Genomic DNA, 20,938 nt, shown 5'->3' with positions numbered 1-20,938 from the left:
CCGGTACTCGCTGGTAAACTAAACCACTTTTTACTTTTTGGCTGCCTCTATTTGTCGCAGCGCTAATGGAATCAAAACATCATGCGTACTAGCCAATATTTGCTCTCCACTTTGAAGGAGACACCTGCTGATGCTGAAGTGATCAGTCACCAGCTGATGCTCCGCGCCGGGATGATACGTAAACTGGCCTCAGGTCTTTATACCTGGTTGCCGACCGGGGTTCGGGTATTGAAGAAAGTCGAAAACATCGTGCGTGAAGAAATGAATAACGCCGGTGCAATCGAAGTCTCAATGCCTGTAGTGCAACCGGCTGATTTATGGCAAGAAAGTGGCCGTTGGGAACAATATGGCCCTGAGCTGTTACGCTTTGTTGATCGTGGCGAACGCCCTTTTGTGCTTGGCCCAACTCATGAAGAAGTCATTACAGACCTGATTCGCGGTGAGATTAACTCTTACAAACAGTTGCCGTTGAATTTCTTCCAAATCCAAACCAAATTCCGTGATGAGGTGCGCCCACGTTTTGGCGTGATGCGTGCTCGTGAATTCCTGATGAAAGATGCTTACTCTTTCCACACTACTCAGGAATCATTGCAGGAAACTTATGATGCGATGTATGCCGCATACAGTAAGATCTTCGAGCGTATGGATCTAAACTTCCGTGCTGTGCTGGCAGATACCGGCTCGATTGGCGGCAGTGCATCTCACGAATTCCAGGTGCTAGCGGACAGTGGTGAAGACGATATCGTGTTCTCAACCGAGTCAGACTATGCCGCTAACATTGAGTTTGCTGAAGCGCTGATACCATCTGCACCTCGGACTGCCGCCACAGAAGAGCTGCGTATCATTGATACTCCGAATGCAAAAACCATCGCTGAATTAGTTGAGCAGTTCAACCTGCCGATTGAGAAAACAGTGAAAACCTTAATGGTTCATGCTCACGAAGAGAGTGGACATAAGTTGGTTGCTTTGCTGGTTCGTGGTGATCATGAATTGAATGAAATCAAAGCCGAGAAATTGCCACAAGTGGCCAAGCCACTCACTTTCGCCACCGAAGAAGAGATTCGTGCAATTATCGGTGCAGGCCCTGGCTCATTAGGCCCGATTAATCTGCCGCTACCCGTTGTAGTTGATCGCAGTGTGGCGGTGATGAGTGATTTCGGTGCCGGTGCCAATATCGATGGCAAACATTACTTTGGCATTAACTGGGAGCGCGACTTGCCGCTGCCACAGGTTGCTGATTTGCGTAATGTGGTTGAAGGCGATATCAGCCCAGACGGCAAAGGCACTCTGCAAATTAAACGCGGCATTGAAGTCGGTCATATCTTCCAGTTAGGCACTAAATACTCGGAAGCGATGAAAGCCACGGTTCAGGGTGAAGATGGCCGCAATCAAGTGATGACCATGGGTTGTTATGGTATTGGGGTGTCCCGTGTGGTTGCTGCAGCAATTGAGCAGAATCATGATGAGCGCGGTATTATTTGGCCAGATGCGATTGCCCCATTCCAGGTCGCTATTTTACCAATGAATATGCACAAATCTTTCCGCGTCCAGGCGCTGGCAGAAGAGTTGTATGCCACACTGCGTTCACACGGTATTGACGTTATTCTCGACGATCGTAAAGAGCGTCCTGGTGTTATGTTTGCTGATATGGAATTGATTGGCGTGCCACACAATATCGTGATTGGGGATCGCAACCTCGACAGCGAAGAAGTGGAATACAAAAATCGCCGTGCCGGTGAAAAGCAAATGATTAAGACCAGCGAAATTATTGATTTCTTGCTGAGCCAAATTAAACGCTAATTGATTGCGTATAAAAAAAACCGCTGGATAGTGAATAACTACCAGCGGTTTTTTATTATCTCACCAAAACCCGTTATCGATTCTCACAGCTCTTATTAGCATTAAACTGGATATCATCTGCTGGGATCAGCATTTTATCGGACTGCCCTTCCTCCATTGACGGTCGAATATCAAAATAACCCTTGAGAGTCAGGAAGACCGGCTCACCGACATTTTTGCGAGCTTTTAGATATCCCTTCTCCAACGCGATATTATTTTCCACTGGGAAAGTTTTGCCCGTGACACAATCAGTGAATACCGCAGCATCAGCGAAATATTTATACATACCGCTTAGTGGCATTGGGGTTTTAGGTAAAGACTGGTCGGTCGGTACTAACTGATAATTCAAATTAGATTCAATCGATAAACCTTGTTGATCAAGCATCACCAAATTTTTACCGACAGGCCGGAAATAACGTTTCTCTCCCTGGCCGGTGGTTAACACTAATTTATCTGCCGTCCGTGCCCACTTACCATATTCGGCGAAAGCCTGATCGCCTTCTCTACTCCCCCGATAAATCTCTTTCAAGACAAATGTTCCATCGCTGTCGAGGAATAACGAGGTATCCAAACCACTACAATCAGCACAGGGTAAACCCCCTTGATAACTTTGCTGCATCGGTTGTAAAGCCGGTTCAACTGGCTGATACCGATTATTACAACCTAATAGTGACAGTGCGCCTACTGCCAAAAATAGCGTTATTGTTAATTTACTCACAGTCATTCTCCCATACTGTGTCCGATATAAAAGGATGAAGCCGCCTTATTCGCCATAGGGGCTGATATCAGCATCAATCCTGATGTATTTTGCCGCGCAGTGCTTTTGTCGCCCCTTTGCGGACTTTACTTTCAACCCGCCTAATTTTTGAACCTTTAGTGGGTTTCGTCGCTCGGCGTGTTTTTTCTACCACCATCGACTGGCGGATTAATGCCACCAGCCGCGCTAATGCAGCCTCGCGATTCATATCCTGGCTACGGTATTCCTGTGCTTTGATAATGATGACCCCTTCGGCAGTCATCAAATGGCTGTTGAGCGATAATAATCTTTCTTTATAGTACACTGGCAGGCTTGAAGCCTTAATGTCAAAGCGCAAATGAATGGCTGTAGAAGTTTTATTAACGTGCTGCCCCCCCGCCCCCTGAGCGCGGATCGCCGTCAATTCAATCTCGCTGTCGGGTAAGCTGACATTGTTAGATAGAATCAACACGCTTATTGCCCATCGCCTTGCCATTCATCAAAACTAATTTCCAGATTATTCTGATCATCAGATAACCAAATAGTTCCCTCTTGCAACGTGGCCTGCAATGACATATTGCGATTAGACAGCGCCGCCAATTTTGCCATTTGTTCATCATCCAGGAAGCGTACCCGAAGATTACGGTGCCCAGATAACTTTTCCTTAACTTGTGGCCACCATACTTTAGCGGCCCTTTCACTGTAGGCATAGAGCACAACTTGCTGTGACTGGTTACAAGCTTTACGCAACCGTTTTTCCTCGGGTAACCCCAATTCGACCCACAGTTCGATACCATTGTGATCATTGTGACGCCAAATTTCTGGCTCATCATCAGCGCTCAAACCTTTGGTAAACTGCAAACGTTCATCAGCATGACAAATCCACGCCAATAAACGCAGCATCATACGCTGGTCAGTTTCGGATGGGTGTTGAGCGATGGTCAGGTTAACATCTTGAAAGAAATTCCGGTTCATATCGGCGATGTTAACTGCGGCTTTATAGATGGTTGCTTTTAGTGCCATGAGTGACCTCTTAATTAACTGGCTGATAGTGTACTTGATTAGGTCTGTTTGCAGCCAGCCCGGTATAAAGAGAGTTATTAGTGGTATCAATACTAAAAAGAAAGCTTCATTCTGACTCTAATATCTCTACTACTCCTGTGCTATAGTCCTTATAAGTTCAGAGTTTATCTTCGTAGGTTGACAGCGCGACGTTTCCGCAGAGAATCTACTGGGTTAAACTTTTCCGGGAGGATTACTGTGCAGCAATACTGTGAATTAGTGCGCCGTTTTTATGCACAAATTGCTAGTGGTGACCAGGGCTACGTGTCAGATGCACTGGGTTGTGTATTGAAAGCATTGGACGAAGTTGCGGCTAATGACGCACTCCCGTCCTCCGTTAGGGAACAGGCGGCCTTTGCCGCCGCTAACTTATTGGTGAGCGATTATGTCGATGAGTGAAGAGTATCAACCCATCAATTGTGATGACTACGATAATCTAGAACTCGCCTGCCAACATCACCTGATACTGACGTTGAAGTTGAGAGGCGGTGAGATCGTAGAAGGAAAAGCTAGCGATCTGCTGCTGAGAAAAAAGGTCGAATACCTGATTGTCGAGCAGGAAGGAACAATGCGTGAATTACGTCTTGACCACATAGCCAGCTTCAGCCATCCCGAAATCGGGACTGTAGTAGTAAGTGCATCATAGTTTCTACACATTTACAGACGGGCCGCTGAAAAGTGGCCCGTTTTGCTTTTAAGGCTGGCCAATCTGCTTTAAGGCTTTAAACTCGCATAATAGGCTGCCAGATCAGAGATATCATCATCGGTTAAAGGTGTAACATAAGCTTGCATCACTCCAGCTTGTCCTCCAGTCCGCTCTCCTTTTTTATACGCTTTTAATGATTGCTCTAAATACATAGCATTTTGCCCAGCCAAATTAGGATACATAGGGACTGAAACCTTGCCCTGAGCACCGTGACAAGCCACACAGCTGGCTGACTTTGCACGACCCGCTTCTATATCACTTTTTGCCAGTGCCGAAAAACTACATAAACTGAAGATCACTACGCTAACAACTAGTTTCATCATTGCTCCTCAAAATAAATGCTCTTACTTATTCTTATTATTCAATTCCGGTTTGGCCCAATGAAGGTGCCAGCACGGTTCATTTTCTTTAGCCTGCCCAGCTTGAGTGACAAAGACACCCGCCGCCGCAATCAACTGCTCACCAAAATACAGTAACGGAATACGTTCTCGCTGCCATGGCGGGATACCTAACTCTTGCCATAGTTTCTTGCTTTGGCGTGAATGCTGCCGCCCGACAATTTTAATATTGCCTTGCAAGCCAAAGCGTATGCTTATTTCATCGCCAATGGCTGGGGCTTTAAGGGCTTGCCCGCCCTCAGTTGTAAAGCTCAATGTCCCAAGGCCCACAGGCAGAATCAAAGGGGCTGGCACAACTGGCACCGAGCTAGAGCCAGCCTGAACTTTAGCCCAAGGTAGATGCGGTATTCGTATTTCTGTCACTGGCGATAACAGGTACAAATATTGCCGAAAACGGCGAACCCGGTGTGCCCCGAGAGTTAATTGAGGCTCTGCATCTTGTCTGGCCATAGCCACTTCCAACCACAAACGTTGCAGTTGGCTCTGCGATGGCATTGCGGCTCCCCATTGTGCTAACCAACGGCGTAATATCGCTGCGCGTTTAGCCTCTGAAGCCACTAATAACCCCTCGACAGACAGCGCTCCCTCTGCATTTTGTAGCTTTTGTAGACTATCCGCCAACAACTCATCCAATAGTTGCTCCTGCCCAGCACACAAACCGGCACTGCGTGCCGTGGCTTGAGCAAAGTGCGGCCAACGCTGAGTCAGCAAAGGTAAGACTCTTAATCGTAGGAAATTGCGATCAAAACGATCATCCTGATTACTATCATCTTCAATCCACTGCAATCGCTGCACTTGAGCATAGTTCTCAAGTGTCTCACGGGAAAATGCCAATAATGGCCGCCATAATTGACTATGCGCAAAAGGCATTTTAGCCGCCATGGCGGATAGGCCAGCCGGGCCACTGCCGCGTTTGAGTGCCAGTAAGAAAGTTTCACATTGGTCATCTAAATGCTGGGCGGTAACTAACACTTCATTCGCGGCTAAATGTGAGGTAAATGCTTGATAACGTGCCGTTCTCGCCGCAGCCTCAATACCAGCATGACGTGCATCAATAGTGACTCGCACCACTTCGAGCGGGATTCTCCATTGCTCACATTTCTGCTGGCAATGTTTTACCCAACTGTCTGCCAATGGGTTCAAACCGTGGTGAATATGAATAGCGCGAATCATCAAGTCAGGGATAAGTTGATCACGCAGGCAAACCAATAAATGCAGCAGTACACTGGAGTCCAAACCACCACTGAACCCGACCAGCACATGGCGCTGCTCGCCTAAGTGTGCGAACAGTGGGTTAAGCAAAACATTTGATGTAGCAGGAGTGGCGTTCATCTTATTCCGCTGTCAGTGCATAGAGCTCCAGAGGTAAACCATCTGGGTCACTAAAGAAAGTAAAACGTGCTTGTGTGTAGGGATCAATGCGGATTGCTTCGCAAATTACACCTGCGACTTCAAGTTCCCGCACTGCCAGTACAATATCATCGACCTGAAAGGCCAAATGCCGTAAGCCACATGCTTCCGGGCGACTGGGCCTTGCGGCAGGGGACGGAAAGGAAAAAAGCTCAATCGTATACTGCCCGTTTAGTGCCAGATCAGCTTTCCAGGAATCCCGCGTTTCGCGATACACTTCACTCATGAGACTAAAACCTAAAACCTCACAATAGAATCTTTTACTCGCCTGATAATCTGAGCCAATTATCGCAATATGATGAATCTGACGTATTGCCAGCATATATCACTCCAACTTAGTCTTTTGTATCGAGTATATTGACCCAGTAACGCCCCTCATCATCGCGCTTGGCACCATGTATATCCGTTTCAAACCCAGGATAACGAGCACCAATAGCACAAAGCATCAGAAGGAAATCCAATACTGCGCGGCTCTCTTCGGTAATCATTTCACCCGGCATAACTAATGGAACCCCAGGTGGATAAGGTAAGATCATGTTGGCGACCACTTTGCCAATCAAATCAGCCATATCACAAGCAACTATATTACCGCGTATCTGCTGTTGGAACATGCTATAAGGCGTGAGTTTCATCTCTGGCAATACATCAAATGACTTGCGCATCAGGCGAGGTAAATCATGTTGGCGGATCATGTTATGAATACCTGCAGCTAGATCCTGAATACGCATATGACGATAAAAATCAGGATCTTCCGCAAACAGATCTGGCAGCATATTTTTAATCCGCAAATTAAGATCAAAAGCGCGCTTAAAATCGGTCAGGCCGCGCAATAAACTCATCGCCTTAGTTTTATCAATGCCGATACTAAATAAGAATAGCAAATTATAGGGGCCGGTTTTTTCTACCACGATCCCACGTTCATCCAGAAACTTTGCTACCAATGCGGCGGGGATTCCTTCCTCTTCAAGTGCTCCTTCGTGACTCATTCCCGGCGTCAGAATGGTCACTTTGATCGGATCAAGATACATATGATCAGCATCTGCAGAGCTAAAACCATGCCACGCTTGTCCCGGTTGGAGTGGCCAGCAGGCTATTTCGTCAATATCTTCCGGCTGCCAAACATCAAAGAACCAGTTATCACTTTCTGAGCGTAAGCGGCGCACTTCCTTGCGAAAATGCATAGCCCGTTCGATGGAGCGCAAAATCATGCGTCGGCCAGGATTGCCACGCATCATTGCCGCCGCTGTCTCCATTGAGGCGACAATTCCGTAATTAGGGGAGGTCGTGGTGTGCATCATGTAAGCTTCATTAAAGGTACTCTCATTGTAATCACCTTTAATATGAATCATTGATGCCTGAGAGAATGCGGCCAGTAATTTATGGGTTGATTGCGTTTCATAAAATACTTTTCCCGCCATCCGCTCACCACTCATACCACTTTTACCCTCATAAATTTCATGAAAGTTGGTATAAGGAACCCAAGCCGAATCAAAGTGAATGGAAGGAACATCCAATGTCTGCTTAATATAATCCGTATTATAGAGCAAGCCGTCGTAGGTCGAGTTGGTTATTACTGCATGTACCGGCCAGCTGGCATTCTTAGTCTGCGCAACTTTTGCCTCAATGGAGGTTTTAGTAAATTCACGCTGTGGGATCCCTCCTAAAATGCCATAAGCATTACGTGCAGGGCATAAATAGAGAGGAATAATATCTCTCATCATTAATAGATGTGTCAGAGATTTATGGCAATTTCGGTCAATCAGTACCGTACTGCCTGCAGGTGATGAGTACATACCAATGATTTTATTCGCCGTCGATGTGCCATTAGTTACCATATAACTCTGTTCGGCATTAAATGTGCGGGCAATATATTCCTCGGCCTCCAAATGTGGCCCGGTATGATCTAATAGTGATCCCAATTCAGTAACAGAGATTGAAATATCCGCTTTAAGGGTATTCGCACCAAAGAAATCATAGAATAAACTCCCCACGGGACTTTTTTGAAAAGCAGTTCCCGCCATGTGTCCAGGTGTACAAAAAGTATACTTACCCTCTTTGACATAATTAAACAGTGCTTTGGTTAAAGGTGGGGTAATACTATCCATATACTCTGTCGTATATTGTTCAATATGTTGAGCAATATCTTCAGCAGCATTCAGAGTATATTCAAAGAAATAAAGTGCCATACGCATTTCATTCAAACTGACGTCAAGTGACGATGTAGTATTGATAAATGCATAAAGTGGGAGATATTCGTTTAGATCATTAATCTCAGTGCAAAGCTCATTACTGTGTTGGTCCCAATCAAAAATCACACCAATAATGCGTGCATTATGCTCAATAAGCTTGAGCAAATCACCACGACTCTTAGGATAGATGAGCTGAAAACCTCTGGCGAGCAGGGCATCGTTCAACTCTCGAATAGGCTCATCTTTATAATAAACTCCCATCGGCCCCATGATTGCGATGATATTCATTGGTGAATCCTCAAATTGTTCACTAATCATCTATAACAACATGAAAATTCAACACAGGATATCTTTTAGCCGAAAATTATGAGGTTAAACATTATTTTGAGATAAATACTCAGTCTGCATCTACGATGTTTAAACAATATTATTTATCTGTTTATAAATGATCAGTTACAAACTGAGCGGATATAACATGGCAGGGTGGCTTGCCAGCGTGAGCTGGGGGCTAATAAATAAAAAATCCGGTACATAATATATGCACCGGATTTCAATATCTAACTTAAATGACCTGCAATGTGGACGCAGTTACTCAGCAATAACCATAGTTCATCAGACGCTGGTAACGACGATTTAATAATTCTTCGTCATTCAGCACATCCAGATCGCTGAGATCAGCCAGAAGCTGTGCTTTCAGTGAAGCGGCAATCGCCAGATAATCACGATGCGCACCGCCCAAAGGCTCAGGAATGACGGAGTCGATCATTTTTAGTTCTTTCAAACGATGAGCAGTAATACCCATGGCTTCTGCGGCTAGAGGCGCTTTATCAGCACTTTTCCACAAAATAGAGGCACAGCCTTCTGGTGAGATAACGGAATAAGTGCTGTATTGCAGCATATTCACTTTATCGCCGACCCCGATTGCCAAAGCACCGCCCGAGCCGCCTTCGCCAATAACAGTACAAATGATAGGTACATTCAGGCGAGACATCTCACGCAAGTTACGCGCAATGGCCTCAGATTGACCACGTTCTTCAGCACCAACACCAGGATAAGCCCCGGGGGTATCAATGAAAGTAATGATTGGCAGCTTAAAGCGCTCAGCCATTTCCATCAGACGCAATGCCTTACGATAACCTTCGGGAGCTGGCATACCAAAGTTACGGCGAATCTTCTCTTTGGTTTCACGACCTTTTTGATGACCAATGATCATCACCGGGCGACCATCCAGGCGAGCGATACCACCGACGATAGCTTTATCGTCAGCATAGGCGCGATCACCTGCCAGCTCTTCGAAATCAGTAAAGATATTAGCGATATAATCCAGGGTGTAAGGGCGACGAGGATGACGTGCCAATTGGGCAATCTGCCATGCACCGAGATCCGAGAATATCTTCCGCGTCAGCTCGACACTTTTCTCACGTAGACGCTGAACCTCTTCGTCCAGATTAATATCTAATTTTTCGTCTTGACGGCTGACTGCGGTCAGCGAGTCAATTTTCGCTTCCAGCTCTGCAATCGGCTGTTCAAAATCAAGAAAATTCAGACTCATAGCATTCCTATTTTAGTCAAATTCCAGTTCCACCTGCTCATTACCTACCAGCGTTCGCAAATCTATCAATAAGCGATCGGTGGGCGTCACGCGCCATGTAGCTCCAAACCGCAGCCTGGCGCGTGCATCTTCCCGTTGGTAATAAAGATGCACTGGGATCGTCCCCGCTCGATGGGGTTCCAACGACTGACGGAGACGGTTCAAAAGCTGGTCATCAATTTGCCTGTCGGTCAGCGATATAGCAAGCCCACGGGCATATTTTTCACGAGCTTCACTGATGTCCATTAACTCACGGGCGGTCATTTTAAGTCCACCACTAAAGTCATCAAAGCTGACCTGTCCGGTGGCTATCAGGATACGGTCTTTTTCCAACAAATGCTGATATTTTTCCAACGCATCGGTGAATAACATGACCTCAAGACGCCCGGAACGGTCATCCAAAGTACAAATGCCAATACGATTTCCGCGTTTTGTCACCATAACTCTGGCTGCGATAACCAGCCCCGCAGCCATGGTCATTTTGCCCCGATCCGTCGGATGCATATCTTTCAAACGCAGCCCGCCGGCATAACGTTCTATTTCCTTCAGATACTGGGTGATCGGGTGGCCGGTCAGGTATAGCCCCAGCGTTTCCCGCTCACCGTCTAAAACAATTTGCTCTTGCCACGGCGGCACATTAGCATAAGATTGCTCAACCTGCTCTGGCGCATCTGCCAATACACCAAACATATCAACCTGACCAATAGCTTCTGCCTTGGCATGTTGGTCTGCTGCCTTTAATGCCTCACCCAGCGAGCTCATTAATGCTGCCCGGTGTGGCCCCAAACGGTCAAAGGCACCAGACATAATAAGCTTTTCTAAAATTCGGCGATTGAGTTTTTTAGTGTCAACTCTGGCACATAAATCAAATAACTCTTTGAAATAGCCACCCTCTTTACGGGCTTCCAACATGGCCTCAATAGGCCCCTCGCCCACACCTTTGATTGCGCCGATGCCATAAACAATTTCGCCCTCATCATTTACATGGAAATGATACAGGCCGCTGTTGATATCCGGAGGCAAAATTTTCAGCCCCATCCGCCAGCACTCATCAACCAGACCAACCACTTTATCAGTGTTATCCATATCGGCTGTCATTACCGCAGCCATAAACTCAGCCGGATAATGAGCTTTCAGCCATAGCGTTTGATAAGAAACCAATGCATAAGCTGCGGAGTGTGACTTGTTAAACCCATAGCCGGCAAATTTCTCTACCAGGTCAAAGATTTTAATTGCCAGCTCGCCATCAACGCCTTGGCTTTTGGCTCCATCTTCAAATACAGAACGCTGTTTTGCCATCTCTGCCGGGTTTTTCTTACCCATCGCGCGCCGCAACATATCTGCGCCGCCGAGTGAGTAACCAGACAGAACCTGCGCAATCTGCATAACCTGTTCTTGGTACAAAATGATGCCGTAGGTTGGCTCAAGCACTGGTTTTAGGGATTCATGCTGCCATTCAATGTCAGGATAGGATATTGCTTCGCGGCCGTGTTTACGGTCAATAAAGTTATCAACCATCCCTGATTGCAACGGGCCGGGACGGAATAACGCCACCAGTGCGATCATATCTTCGAAGCAGTCAGGTTTTAGACGCTTGATAAGATCCTTCATTCCCCTGGATTCGAGCTGGAATACCGCTGTCGTTTCAGAACGTTGCAGCATATCGAAGCTTTTTTTGTCATCCAGCGGAATAGACGCAATATCAATCGGCTCTAATCCGGTTTTCGCGCGGCGGGCGTTGATCATCTCCAACGCCCAGTTAATGATAGTGAGCGTTCGCACACCAAGGAAGTCGAACTTCACCAATCCGGCATATTCCACATCATTCTTATCGAACTGTGTAACCGGGTTGTTCCCTTCCGCATCACAGTATAGCGGGGCGAAATCGGTAATTTTTGTTGGTGCGATAACCACTCCACCGGCATGCTTACCGGCGTTACGCGTTACCCCTTCCAATTTTCGCGCCATATCAATCAGCGCTCTAACTTCTTCATCCGCCTCATAGATTTCAGGCAGTTGTGGCTCAGCAGCGAAAGCTTTCTCCAGCGTCATGCCCGGATCAGGCGGGACCAATTTGGAGATACGATCAACAAAACCATAAGGATGGCCCAGTACACGGCCCACATCGCGGATCACCGCTTTTGCTGCCATAGTACCAAAGGTAATTATCTGAGAAACAGCATCACGGCCATACATATCCGCAACGTGCTCAATCACCAGGTCACGTTTCTCCATGCAGAAGTCGACGTCGAAGTCAGGCATTGATACACGTTCGGGGTTTAAGAAACGTTCGAACAGTAGGTCAAATTCCAGTGGATCAAGGTCGGTAATCTTCAACGCGTAAGCAACCAGGGAACCAGCACCAGAACCACGCCCCGGCCCTACCGGCACTCCGTTATCTTTCGACCACTGGATAAATTCCATTACTATCAAGAAGTAACCGGGAAAGCCCATCTGGTTAATAACTTTTAGTTCGATTTCCAGACGTTCATCATATGCAGGACGCTTTTGTGCCCTAACTTCAGGATCAGGGAACAAAAACTCCAGTCGTTCTTCTAAACCTTGTTTAGACTTTTCAACCAGGAAGTCTTCTGTGCTCATATCACCCGTTGGGAACTGGGGTAAAAAATATTCCCCAAGCCGGATCGTCACATTACAACGTTTAGCGATTTCAACACTGTTAATCAGCGCCTCAGGAATATCCGCGAACAGCTCACACATCTGCTCTTCGTCGCGCATAAACTGCTGCGGGCTATAGTTTTTAGGTCGCTTAGGATCAACCAGAGTAAAGCCGTCGTGGATAGCCACGCGGATCTCGTGGGCATCAAAATCTGATTCATCGATAAAACGTACATCATTGGTCGCCACCACGGGCAAACCACGTTCGGTTGCTAACGCCACTGCGGCATGAAGGTAGTTTTCTTCATCCGGGCGGCCAGTACGGATTAATTCCAGATAGTAACTGTCAGGGAAATGCTCTTGATAAAACTCAAGGCACTGATCAACCTGAGCATGATTACCCCGCAGGATAAACTTACCCACATCCCCCATCCGACCACCTGACAGCAGAATCAGACCTTCTTTATGCTTAATCAGCCAGTCACGGTCAATAATAGGGCCAGCGGCGCCATAGCCGCGTTGATAAGCTTCAGATATCAGTAAAGTAAGATTTTGATAACCTTCATTATTGCGTGCCAGCACAGTCAAGTGAGCTAATTCATCACCTAAGATTTCACTTTGCACATAGAAGTCTGCGCCGATGATAGGTTTGACTCCGGCACTATGCGCGCTACCGTAGAATTTTACCAAGCCGCACAGGTTGGTAAAATCGGTAATGGCCAGAGCGGGCATGCCTAATGCAGCAGCTCTCTTCACCAAGGGTCCAATCTTGGCTAATCCATCGATCATGGAGTAATCGCTGTGAACACGCAGGTGGACAAAACGAGGTTCGGCCATATCCAGACACCAGAAATTAGTGGATTGAATCACATCCCAAGCAACTCATTGCCAAGGAATTATACCCATACGTTATGGATGTTGTTTTGTGGTTTACCCTAAACCCAGCACGCGTTTAACCGGCCCAAAACTGCGCCGATGGTGCTCTGTTGCCCCAAAAGTTGTCAACTTTTCTAAATGGACAGCGGTTGGATAGCCTTTATGCTGCGCGAAACCATATTCAGGGAATTGGAGATCCAACTCAGTCATTTCACGATCGCGCGTCACTTTAGCCAGAATTGAAGCGGCACTTATCTCAGCCACTCGACTATCACCTTTCACAACAGCCAATGATGGCATAGCCAGTTTTGGGCAGCGGTTACCGTCAATCAAGACATAATCGGGCGCAATATGCAGCCCTGCGACTGCTCTTTGCATTGCCAGCATAGTGGCGTGCAAAATATTAAGCTGGTCAATCTCTTCAGGCTCAGCGCGCCCAAGGCTCCATGATAAAGCTTTGTCTGTGATTTCATCGTAAAGTGACAATCGGCGCTTCTCACTCAGTTTTTTCGAGTCAGCTAGCCCCACTATTGGCCGTTTAGGATCGAGAATGACCGCAGCAGTGACAACTGCTCCCACTAGAGGGCCGCGACCAACTTCATCCACCCCCGCAATCAGATTTGCCTGCGGGTAAATAAAGATATCAGTCATCGCCCTGCTAGCTCCAATACAGCCTGTGCTGCCTGTTCATCTGCACCACAGCGGATGCTCTGATGTAATATCAGGAAACGCTCTTTCAAGGCCTCTACTGCCGAGCCACCTTGTAGTAAAGGTAGCAGCGCATCAGCTAACTTTTGCGGCTGGCACTCTTGCTGCAACAGCTCAGTCACCAGCTCTTCACCAGCCAACAGATTAGGCAACGAGACATAAGGTGTCTTGACCAGTCGCTCAGCCAACCAGAATGTGAAAGGCTTCATGCGATAACCGACAACCATAGGGCACTTGGCTAACATACATTCCAGTGCAGCAGTACCGGAAGCCAGCAAGGTCGCATCAGCAGCAATCATTGCCAGACGAGCATTACCATCAAGTAAGTGCACTGCTAGGTCAGGTGCCGTTTCGGCTTTAATTCGCTCAAACTGCTCACGCCGCTTGCTGTTCACCAGAGGAACCAACACTTCCAGATTAGGCAATTGTTGCTGCAAAATGGCAGCAGTGCGCAGAAAATCACCACTGAGCATTTCTACTTCAGAATGGCGACTACCCGGCAATAAGGCCAAACAAGGTGTATTTGCTGCAATACCAAGCTCTGCTTTTGCCGCGTTCTTATTAGGAGTTAGCGGCATGGCATCAGCCATGGTATGGCCGATGAAACGGCAGGGAACATTGAAACGATCGTAAAACGCTTTTTCAAAAGGAAGGAAGGCGAGCATCATATCGGTGGCTTTGCCAATTTTGAAAACACGTTTTTGCCGCCAGGCCCATACAGATGGGCTGACATAATGAACGGTGCGTATGCCACGCTGTTTCAAGCGCCCTTCAAGGGTAATATTGAAATCAGGGGCGTCAATACCGACAAAAACATCCGGCGAGAGCTCACTAAAACGCTGAGTTAGCTCTTTTCGGATTTTTAGTAGTCGTGGCAGACGTTCTAATACTTCAACTACGCCCATCACTGCCAATTCTTCCATCTCAAACCAAGCTTCGCATCCTTCAGCTTGCATCAGTGGCCCAGCCACACCAACAAAGCGGGCATCAGGAACCTGAGCTTTCAATGCACGAATCAATCCAGCACCTAAGATATCGCCAGATGTTTCTCCGGCGACTAAACCTATAGTTAAAGGACGCCCGCTGCTTGACGGTCGATCAACAGATAATGGGGTATTTTGCATAAGTCAGCGAATAATGCCGCGAGTCGAACGAGCAAAGAAATCAATGAATGCTTGAACTGACGGATGTTGCTCTGCCAATTCGGCAATTTCGGGCTTCACTTCATCCAACGTCCGGCCACTGCGATACAATAATTTGTAGGCATTGCGGATAGCATGGAGTGATTCTTTGTCGAAACCACGGCGCTTCAGCCCTTCGATATTGATACCGAATGGTGTCGCATGGTTGCCTTGAGCGATGACAAAAGGAGGCACGTCTTGAGCAACACCAGAACAACCGCCCACCATCACATGCGCACCAATCACGCAGAATTGATGGATAGCAGTCATTCCGCCAATAATGGCAAAATCGTCGATTTCTACATGACCACCCAATGTTGCATTATTCGCAAGAATGCAGCGATTGCCAATGATGCAGTCATGGGCTATATGGGCATTGATCATCAGTAAATTATCGCTGCCTACTTTCGTTAATCCACCGCCTTGCACGGTGCCACGGTGGATAGAAACACTTTCGCGGATACGGTTACGGTCACCAATCTCAACACGAGTAGGCTCGCCTGCATACTTCAGATCCTGATTTGCTTCGCCAATAGAAGCAAATTGGTAAATCTGATTATCACAGCCGATTTTTGTTATTCCATTAACGACGACATGGGATTTCAGTTCCGTGCCAGCGCCGATTTCCACCTGGGATCCGACAAAGCAGAAGGGGCCGATATGAACACCAGCACCAATAACTGCACCTTCTTCGACGATAGAACTTGGATGGATAACGGCGGTTTTGTCAATCACGTATCAGGACTCCTTAACGTCAGGCTTGGCAACTTCAGACCTTGTAGCTTCAGACTTTGTAACTACAGGTGTTGCTGGTTTGCTGCGAGCACACATCATGGTTGCCGTACAAACAATTTCACCATCAACTTTCGCAACACCAGTAAAGCGGGTCAGACCACGGCGTTCTTTAACAAACTCAACTTCCATGATCATTTGATCGCCAGGGACTACTGGACGTTTAAAGCGGGCTTCATCGATACCAGCAAAATAATAAAGCTCACCGGGTTCAAGCTTACCGCGGCTCTTAAACGCCAAAATCCCGGTAGCCTGAGCCATTGCTTCTAATATCAGCACACCAGGGAAGATTGGCTTACCTGGGAAATGGCCTTGGAAAAATGGCTCGTTGAAAGAGACGTTCTTCACCGCACGCAGAAATTTTCCTTCCTCAAAATCAAGGACGCGATCTACCAGCAAAAACGGAAAACGGTGCGGCAGTAGATCCAAAATCTCTTCAATGTGCAGAGTATGAGTGTCAGTAGTCAAAATACTCTTCCTGTCTAAAAAACTGATGCTATCAACAACACGGCCTGCACTGCCCCAAAAGGGAGGCATTAGGCAGGCCGCAAATTAGGAACTCTTTACTCCCTTCGGATTTGAAATTGCAACGGTGTCAGCTGCGTTTATTCACCTGAATCACTTACCTATGTAAGTTCATCAGGACTCATTCGCTGGCTTCCTATTTGCAACTCCAATCTCTTTGGGTATCTACTTTTGACATCAATGCCAATAAGTTTGATTATTTGCTCAGAGCTTCGGGCTTAAGTGATTATTATTTATCGATTTTTCGCTCAATAGCTTTTAAGCGTTTATTAATCCCATCAATATTCATCACTAGAGCTGCTGTTTTGCGCCACACTTTATTGGGTTGTAGCGGAATACCGGAGGAGTATAACCCAGGTTCAGTGATTGGACGCATCACCATTCCCATTCCGGTGATTGTGACTTTGTCACAGATCTCCATATGACCATTGATCACACTGGCGCCGCCAATCATACAGTAGCGCCCAATTTTGAGGCTACCTGCCATGATAACACCACCTGCAACTGCGGTATTGTCGCCAATCACAACGTTATGTGCAATCTGACATTGGTTATCAATGATGACGCCATTGCCAATAATCGTATTATCCAGTGCCCCACGGTCAATCGTTGTACAAGCACCAATCTCAACCCGGTCGCCAATATGTACAGAACCGAGCTGTGGTATTTTTACCCAATTGCCACGATCATTTGCATAGCCAAAACCATCTGCACCAATGACCGCACCGGATTGAATCAGACAGCTTTGCCCGATTACCACTTCATGATAAACGGAAACATTGGCCCACAAACGGCTACCCGCACCAATGTGAGTATTCTTACCAATAAAACAGCCCGCACCGATAACCACGTTATCACCCAGCACGGCACCGGACTCTATCACTGCATTCGCACCGATAGAAACATTCACACCCAGCGTTGCCTGTGGAGAAATCACCGCACTTGGGGCGATCTCTTGCGCGGGTTGAGGTGTGGTATCCATTACCTGAGCCATGCGTGCATAGGTTAAATAAGGGTTTTTAACCACCAGGGCCGCAGATTTACAGAACGGTAAGTCAGCCTCAGTCAACACCACAGCACCAGCATTGCAAGTTGCGAGTTGTTCCTGATAACGGCTATTTGACAAAAACGTGATTTGCGATGGCTCGGCAGAATGCATAGAAGCGATGCCGGTGATGACGATATCGCCATCACCGTGCACCTGTGCATCCAACTGCTGGGCTAAATCAGCCAGTCGAATTGAAGGCATGTTTTATTTAACCTGTTTCAGCACGTCAGCAGTGATATCTTTAGAAGGATCTGCATATGCAACAGCATTTGCATCAATCACCACGTCATAACCGCCTTTGCTAGCAACAGATTTAACAGCATCCTGAATACGGCTCAGGATTTTATTACGCTCTTCCATCTGACGACGGCGATTATCTTGCTCGAAAGCCTGGGCTTTAGTAGAGAAAGTTTCACGCTGTTTCATTACGTCGTTTTCCAGTTTAGTACGATCACTGGCTTTCATGGTGGAACCATCACGTTGCAATTTCTGCATTTTAGTCTGCAGATCGCGCTCCATTCCTTGCAGTTCGGTTGCACGGCCTTTGAATTCATTTTCCAGCTGTTTAGCTACGGTTTCACGCGCAGGTAATTGTTGGAAAATGCTGGAAACGTTGACAATAGCAATTTTGTCTGCGGCTTGAACGCTGGCAGAAGCTGCCAATGCTAAACCAAGACCTGCGGCACACAACCACTTTTTCACTATAAACTCCTTACCATTACCTGTTTGTGTCAGAGACACCTTGAAGTGCACTTAATACTGAATTATACCAAAGAGCGCGCCAGCCTGAGCCGACGCAACTTTAGGTTATTCCAACTACCAGTGCTGTCTTTAAAATTCAGTCGTACTTCGCCAATCAATTACCACGTTTTACCAATGTTAAACTGGAATTGTTCTGACTTGTCGCCTTCGTAATCTTTAACCGGTTTAGCATATGAGAACACTAAAGGCCCCAATGGCGACATCCATTGTAGTGCCACACCAGCCGAGACACGAATATTACTGGCTTTACTGTAATCAGGAATACCCGCTGCTCGTGTTTGAGCAGTATTTTCCCAATTGGTATCCCATACGGTACCTGAATCAATGAAGACTGAGGTGCGTACAGAGTTCGAATATTTCTCACTAATGAACGGTGTTGGTGTAATCAGCTCTAAACTGGCCACCGCCATCGCGTTCCCCCCTACCGCATCGGTAGAGTTATTAACTGTAGTTCCATTATTGGCATAATACGCCGCTTTTGGACCAATGTTATTAGAGCGGAAACCACGGACAGAGCTGGCACCACCGGCATAGAAGTTCTCGTAGAATGGCATTTCTTTCGAGCCGATACCGCCACCGTAACCCAAGCGACCACGGCCCAACAGCACCCATGAACGATCTTCATCTAATGGCTGGTATGCCGATGTATCGAATGTGACTTTGTAGAACTCATTATCTGAGCCAGGTACAGTCACTTTCGTATTCACCGAGGATTTAACACCCGAAGTTGGGAAGAAGCCACGGTCAAGGTTGTTGTATGTCCAACCCAGATTCAGCGTAAAGTCATCAGTAGTAAAGCCCGCACGCCCAGTATAGTCAGGACGTTGACCTACTGACTCTAGATAGCGCCACATCGCAACTTGCGGTTCCATATCAGACAGATCATTGTGAACATAACCTAAACCAACACGCAATGAGTTATTCTCATTGATTGGGAAGCCTAAGGTACCGTCAACACCATAACTGCTATTGGTATAACCGGATAAATCTGCGTTATCTGCTTTAAAGTCATTATAGAAGATACGCCCGCCCAAACTGACACCATCAACGGTGAAGTATGGATCGGTTAAGGTAAACTCAGCATAGGTCTGGTAGTCGTTTTTCGTGCCGTTAATACCGACAGTATTACCCGTACCCAACCAGTTATCTTGCTGCACGCCAACCTGGAAGCTCACACCACTCTCAGTACCGTAACCGATACCAAAGTTCAGGCTACCAGTGTTTCGCTCTTTAACTTTATAAGTAACATCGACCTGATCAGCCGTTCCCGGGACTCGTTGAGTTTCAACATCAACAGTCTCGAAATAGCCTAAACGGTTCAGACGTTCTTTACCGGCTTCAACTTGGTCATTACCCAGCCATGCGCCTTCCATTTGACGCATTTCGCGGCGCAACACGGAGTCTTTACTGGTGTCATTACCTTCGAAACGGACATTACGGACATAGAAACGGTTACCCGCATCTACATTGATATGCAGTTTGACGGTTTTATCAGCATCGTTAATTTCAGGCTGAGATACGACACGCGGATAGGCATACCCATAGCGGCCTAACATCTTCTTGATGTCTTCTTCCATGCGCGTAACTTTACTGCCGTTAAACAGTTCACCGGGCTCAATCTTGGTCAGTTTATCCGCTTCAGATTGATGGCCCGCAAGATTACCACTCACAACCACGCTGTTAAGCTTGTATTGGTCGCCTTCAGTAATATTGATAGTGATGTAGATGCCTTTTTTATCTGGTGTCAAACTCACTTGGGTTGAATCAATGTTAAATCGGGCATAACCACGATCCAGATAGAAACTGCGTAAGGTTTCAAGATCACCAGCCAGTTTCTGCTTCTGATATTTACGATCACCCACCACGTTCCACCACGGCACTTCATCACGTAATTGGAAACGTGAGATAAGTTCATCCGTTGTGAAACTATGGTTACCTACAATGTTGATCTGCTGAATTTTCGCAGATACACCTTCGGTAAAGACTAGTTTTAGATCGACACGATTACGTGGTAATGGCGTAACGACAGCCTTCACTGAAGCACTGTATTTACCCACACTGTAGTAGAAGTCTTCGAGTCCTTTTTCAATGTTAGATATAGTGGTACGGTCCAAGGCTTCACCAACCCGGACGCCAGAGGCTTCCAGGTTCTGCTTAAGCATGTCATCTTTCACCGCTTTATTACCGGAGAAAGTGATGCTGGCAATCGTTGGGCGTTCTTTGACTTGAACAATCAGCGTATCACCATCGCGCAGGACGCGGACGTCCTCGAAGTTGCCTGTAGCAAACAACGCGCGAATAGTTTGACCGATGTCATCATCACTGACGGTATCGCCTACGCGAACCGGCATATTAAGTAACGCCGCACCGACGGCGACCCGTTGCAGGCCTTCGAAATGAATATCTTTCACTACGAACCCGTCTGCACCGTATACGGTGGCGCTGCCAAACAGCAGCGACGCTATGAGCAACTTTTTCATCGCCATCGTTGTTATG

General features: G+C 46.9%; 19 protein-coding genes. 3 read left to right on the top strand and 16 right to left on the bottom strand.

Going from position 1 to position 20,938, the window contains the following annotated elements; genetic code table 11:
• Positions 1 to 81: 81 nt before the first annotated feature.
• Positions 82 to 1,800, top strand: a complete 1,719-nt coding sequence (gene proS, locus ACF3VQ_RS04595; protein WP_392433588.1) for a proline--tRNA ligase — start codon at positions 82 to 84, stop codon at positions 1,798 to 1,800.
• A 73-nt stretch (positions 1,801 to 1,873) separates the two neighbouring features.
• Here the strand turns inward: proS and nlpE are convergent, their stop codons facing one another.
• The 3 genes from nlpE to ACF3VQ_RS04580 form a co-directional block, all read right to left on the bottom strand.
• Complete coding sequence (gene nlpE, locus ACF3VQ_RS04590) at positions 1,874 to 2,557, bottom strand: envelope stress response activation lipoprotein NlpE (RefSeq protein WP_392433587.1); 684 nt, start codon at positions 2,555 to 2,557, stop codon at positions 1,874 to 1,876.
• A 73-nt stretch (positions 2,558 to 2,630) separates the two neighbouring features.
• The gene (arfB, locus tag ACF3VQ_RS04585) at positions 2,631 to 3,047 is read right to left on the bottom strand and encodes an alternative ribosome rescue aminoacyl-tRNA hydrolase ArfB (RefSeq protein ID WP_392433586.1); all 417 of its coding nucleotides are present in this window, start codon (positions 3,045 to 3,047) and stop codon (positions 2,631 to 2,633) included.
• A 2-nt stretch (positions 3,048 to 3,049) separates the two neighbouring features.
• Entirely contained in the window at positions 3,050 to 3,598 is a 549-nt protein-coding gene (locus ACF3VQ_RS04580) for a YaeQ family protein (RefSeq protein ID WP_392433585.1), read from the bottom strand.
• Between the two features lie 237 nt (positions 3,599 to 3,835).
• Here ACF3VQ_RS04580 and ACF3VQ_RS04575 point away from each other — a divergent pair, with 237 nt between their 5' ends.
• Positions 3,836 to 4,036, top strand: coding sequence for a YaeP family protein (locus tag ACF3VQ_RS04575; protein WP_004391680.1), 201 nt, complete (start codon positions 3,836 to 3,838; stop codon positions 4,034 to 4,036).
• Positions 4,023 to 4,283, top strand: a complete 261-nt coding sequence (rof, locus tag ACF3VQ_RS04570; RefSeq protein ID WP_002218374.1) for a Rho-binding antiterminator — start codon at positions 4,023 to 4,025, stop codon at positions 4,281 to 4,283. The genes ACF3VQ_RS04575 and rof overlap by 14 nt, the downstream gene beginning before the upstream one ends.
• A gap of 68 nt (positions 4,284 to 4,351) precedes the next feature.
• Here the strand turns inward: rof and ACF3VQ_RS04565 are convergent, their stop codons facing one another.
• The 13 genes from ACF3VQ_RS04565 to bamA form a co-directional block, all read right to left on the bottom strand.
• Positions 4,352 to 4,666, bottom strand: coding sequence for a c-type cytochrome (locus ACF3VQ_RS04565; RefSeq protein ID WP_392433584.1), 315 nt, complete (start codon positions 4,664 to 4,666; stop codon positions 4,352 to 4,354).
• Positions 4,667 to 4,687: 21 nt separating this feature from the next.
• Positions 4,688 to 6,073: a tRNA lysidine(34) synthetase TilS gene (gene tilS, locus ACF3VQ_RS04560; protein WP_392433583.1), complete on the bottom strand. Its 1,386-nt coding sequence runs from the start codon at positions 6,071 to 6,073 to the stop codon at positions 4,688 to 4,690.
• A gap of 1 nt (position 6,074) precedes the next feature.
• Positions 6,075 to 6,473 (bottom strand): VOC family protein, encoded by a 399-nt coding sequence (locus ACF3VQ_RS04555; protein WP_392433582.1) that lies wholly within the window; start codon positions 6,471 to 6,473, stop codon positions 6,075 to 6,077.
• Positions 6,474 to 6,486: 13 nt separating this feature from the next.
• On the bottom strand, positions 6,487 to 8,628 hold the full coding sequence (locus ACF3VQ_RS04550) for a lysine decarboxylase LdcC (protein WP_392433581.1): 2,142 nt from the start codon (positions 8,626 to 8,628) through the stop codon (positions 6,487 to 6,489).
• Positions 8,629 to 8,932: 304 nt separating this feature from the next.
• Complete coding sequence (gene accA, locus ACF3VQ_RS04545; protein WP_392433580.1) at positions 8,933 to 9,892, bottom strand: acetyl-CoA carboxylase carboxyl transferase subunit alpha; 960 nt, start codon at positions 9,890 to 9,892, stop codon at positions 8,933 to 8,935.
• Positions 9,893 to 9,904: 12 nt separating this feature from the next.
• Positions 9,905 to 13,387 carry a DNA polymerase III subunit alpha gene (gene dnaE, locus ACF3VQ_RS04540; RefSeq protein WP_392433579.1) on the bottom strand — a complete coding sequence of 1,161 codons (3,483 nt, stop codon included), beginning with the start codon at positions 13,385 to 13,387 and terminating at the stop codon, positions 9,905 to 9,907.
• Between the two features lie 93 nt (positions 13,388 to 13,480).
• Positions 13,481 to 14,077, bottom strand: coding sequence for a ribonuclease HII (rnhB, locus tag ACF3VQ_RS04535; protein WP_392433578.1), 597 nt, complete (start codon positions 14,075 to 14,077; stop codon positions 13,481 to 13,483).
• Positions 14,074 to 15,258 (bottom strand): lipid-A-disaccharide synthase, encoded by a 1,185-nt coding sequence (gene lpxB, locus ACF3VQ_RS04530; RefSeq protein ID WP_392433577.1) that lies wholly within the window; start codon positions 15,256 to 15,258, stop codon positions 14,074 to 14,076. Before lpxB ends, rnhB begins: the two co-directional genes overlap by 4 nt.
• Positions 15,259 to 15,261: 3 nt before the next feature.
• Positions 15,262 to 16,050, bottom strand: a complete 789-nt coding sequence (lpxA, locus tag ACF3VQ_RS04525; protein ID WP_392433576.1) for an acyl-ACP--UDP-N-acetylglucosamine O-acyltransferase — start codon at positions 16,048 to 16,050, stop codon at positions 15,262 to 15,264.
• 3 nt (positions 16,051 to 16,053) lie between these two features.
• Positions 16,054 to 16,575: a 3-hydroxyacyl-ACP dehydratase FabZ gene (gene fabZ, locus ACF3VQ_RS04520; protein ID WP_392433575.1), complete on the bottom strand. Its 522-nt coding sequence runs from the start codon at positions 16,573 to 16,575 to the stop codon at positions 16,054 to 16,056.
• Positions 16,576 to 16,861: 286 nt separating this feature from the next.
• The gene (lpxD, locus tag ACF3VQ_RS04515) at positions 16,862 to 17,881 is read right to left on the bottom strand and encodes a UDP-3-O-(3-hydroxymyristoyl)glucosamine N-acyltransferase (RefSeq protein WP_392433574.1); all 1,020 of its coding nucleotides are present in this window, start codon (positions 17,879 to 17,881) and stop codon (positions 16,862 to 16,864) included.
• Between the two features lie 3 nt (positions 17,882 to 17,884).
• Positions 17,885 to 18,382 carry a molecular chaperone Skp gene (gene skp, locus ACF3VQ_RS04510; RefSeq protein ID WP_011816966.1) on the bottom strand — a complete coding sequence of 166 codons (498 nt, stop codon included), beginning with the start codon at positions 18,380 to 18,382 and terminating at the stop codon, positions 17,885 to 17,887.
• 158 nt (positions 18,383 to 18,540) lie between these two features.
• Positions 18,541 to 20,928 (bottom strand): outer membrane protein assembly factor BamA, encoded by a 2,388-nt coding sequence (gene bamA, locus ACF3VQ_RS04505; protein ID WP_392433573.1) that lies wholly within the window; start codon positions 20,926 to 20,928, stop codon positions 18,541 to 18,543.
• Between the last annotated feature and the right edge of the window lie 10 nt (positions 20,929 to 20,938).

The sequence above is a fragment of the Yersinia fenwicki genome (assembly GCF_043099325.1).
Taxonomy (GTDB): Bacteria; Pseudomonadota; Gammaproteobacteria; order Enterobacterales; family Enterobacteriaceae; genus Yersinia.
This window is presented reverse-complemented; position numbering and strand designations above follow the sequence as displayed.

What these genes read in the sequence shown, in the direction of transcription:
- bamA (WP_392433573.1), bottom strand. Translation starts at nt 20,928, where the DNA reads ATGGCGATGAAAAAGTTGCTCATAGCGTCGCTGCTGTTTGGCAGCGCC.
- ACF3VQ_RS04550 (WP_392433581.1), bottom strand. Translation starts at nt 8,628, where the DNA reads ATGAATATCATCGCAATCATGGGGCCGATGGGAGTTTATTATAAAGAT.
- ACF3VQ_RS04580 (WP_392433585.1), bottom strand. Translation starts at nt 3,598, where the DNA reads ATGGCACTAAAAGCAACCATCTATAAAGCCGCAGTTAACATCGCCGAT.
- rof (WP_002218374.1), top strand. Translation starts at nt 4,023, where the DNA reads ATGTCGATGAGTGAAGAGTATCAACCCATCAATTGTGATGACTACGAT.
- proS (WP_392433588.1), top strand. Translation starts at nt 82, where the DNA reads ATGCGTACTAGCCAATATTTGCTCTCCACTTTGAAGGAGACACCTGCT.
- rnhB (WP_392433578.1), bottom strand. Translation starts at nt 14,077, where the DNA reads ATGACTGATATCTTTATTTACCCGCAGGCAAATCTGATTGCGGGGGTG.
- tilS (WP_392433583.1), bottom strand. Translation starts at nt 6,073, where the DNA reads ATGAACGCCACTCCTGCTACATCAAATGTTTTGCTTAACCCACTGTTC.
- lpxB (WP_392433577.1), bottom strand. Translation starts at nt 15,258, where the DNA reads ATGCAAAATACCCCATTATCTGTTGATCGACCGTCAAGCAGCGGGCGT.
- accA (WP_392433580.1), bottom strand. Translation starts at nt 9,892, where the DNA reads ATGAGTCTGAATTTTCTTGATTTTGAACAGCCGATTGCAGAGCTGGAA.
- dnaE (WP_392433579.1), bottom strand. Translation starts at nt 13,387, where the DNA reads ATGGCCGAACCTCGTTTTGTCCACCTGCGTGTTCACAGCGATTACTCC.
- lpxD (WP_392433574.1), bottom strand. Translation starts at nt 17,881, where the DNA reads ATGCCTTCAATTCGACTGGCTGATTTAGCCCAGCAGTTGGATGCACAG.
- ACF3VQ_RS04555 (WP_392433582.1), bottom strand. Translation starts at nt 6,473, where the DNA reads ATGCTGGCAATACGTCAGATTCATCATATTGCGATAATTGGCTCAGAT.
- ACF3VQ_RS04565 (WP_392433584.1), bottom strand. Translation starts at nt 4,666, where the DNA reads ATGATGAAACTAGTTGTTAGCGTAGTGATCTTCAGTTTATGTAGTTTT.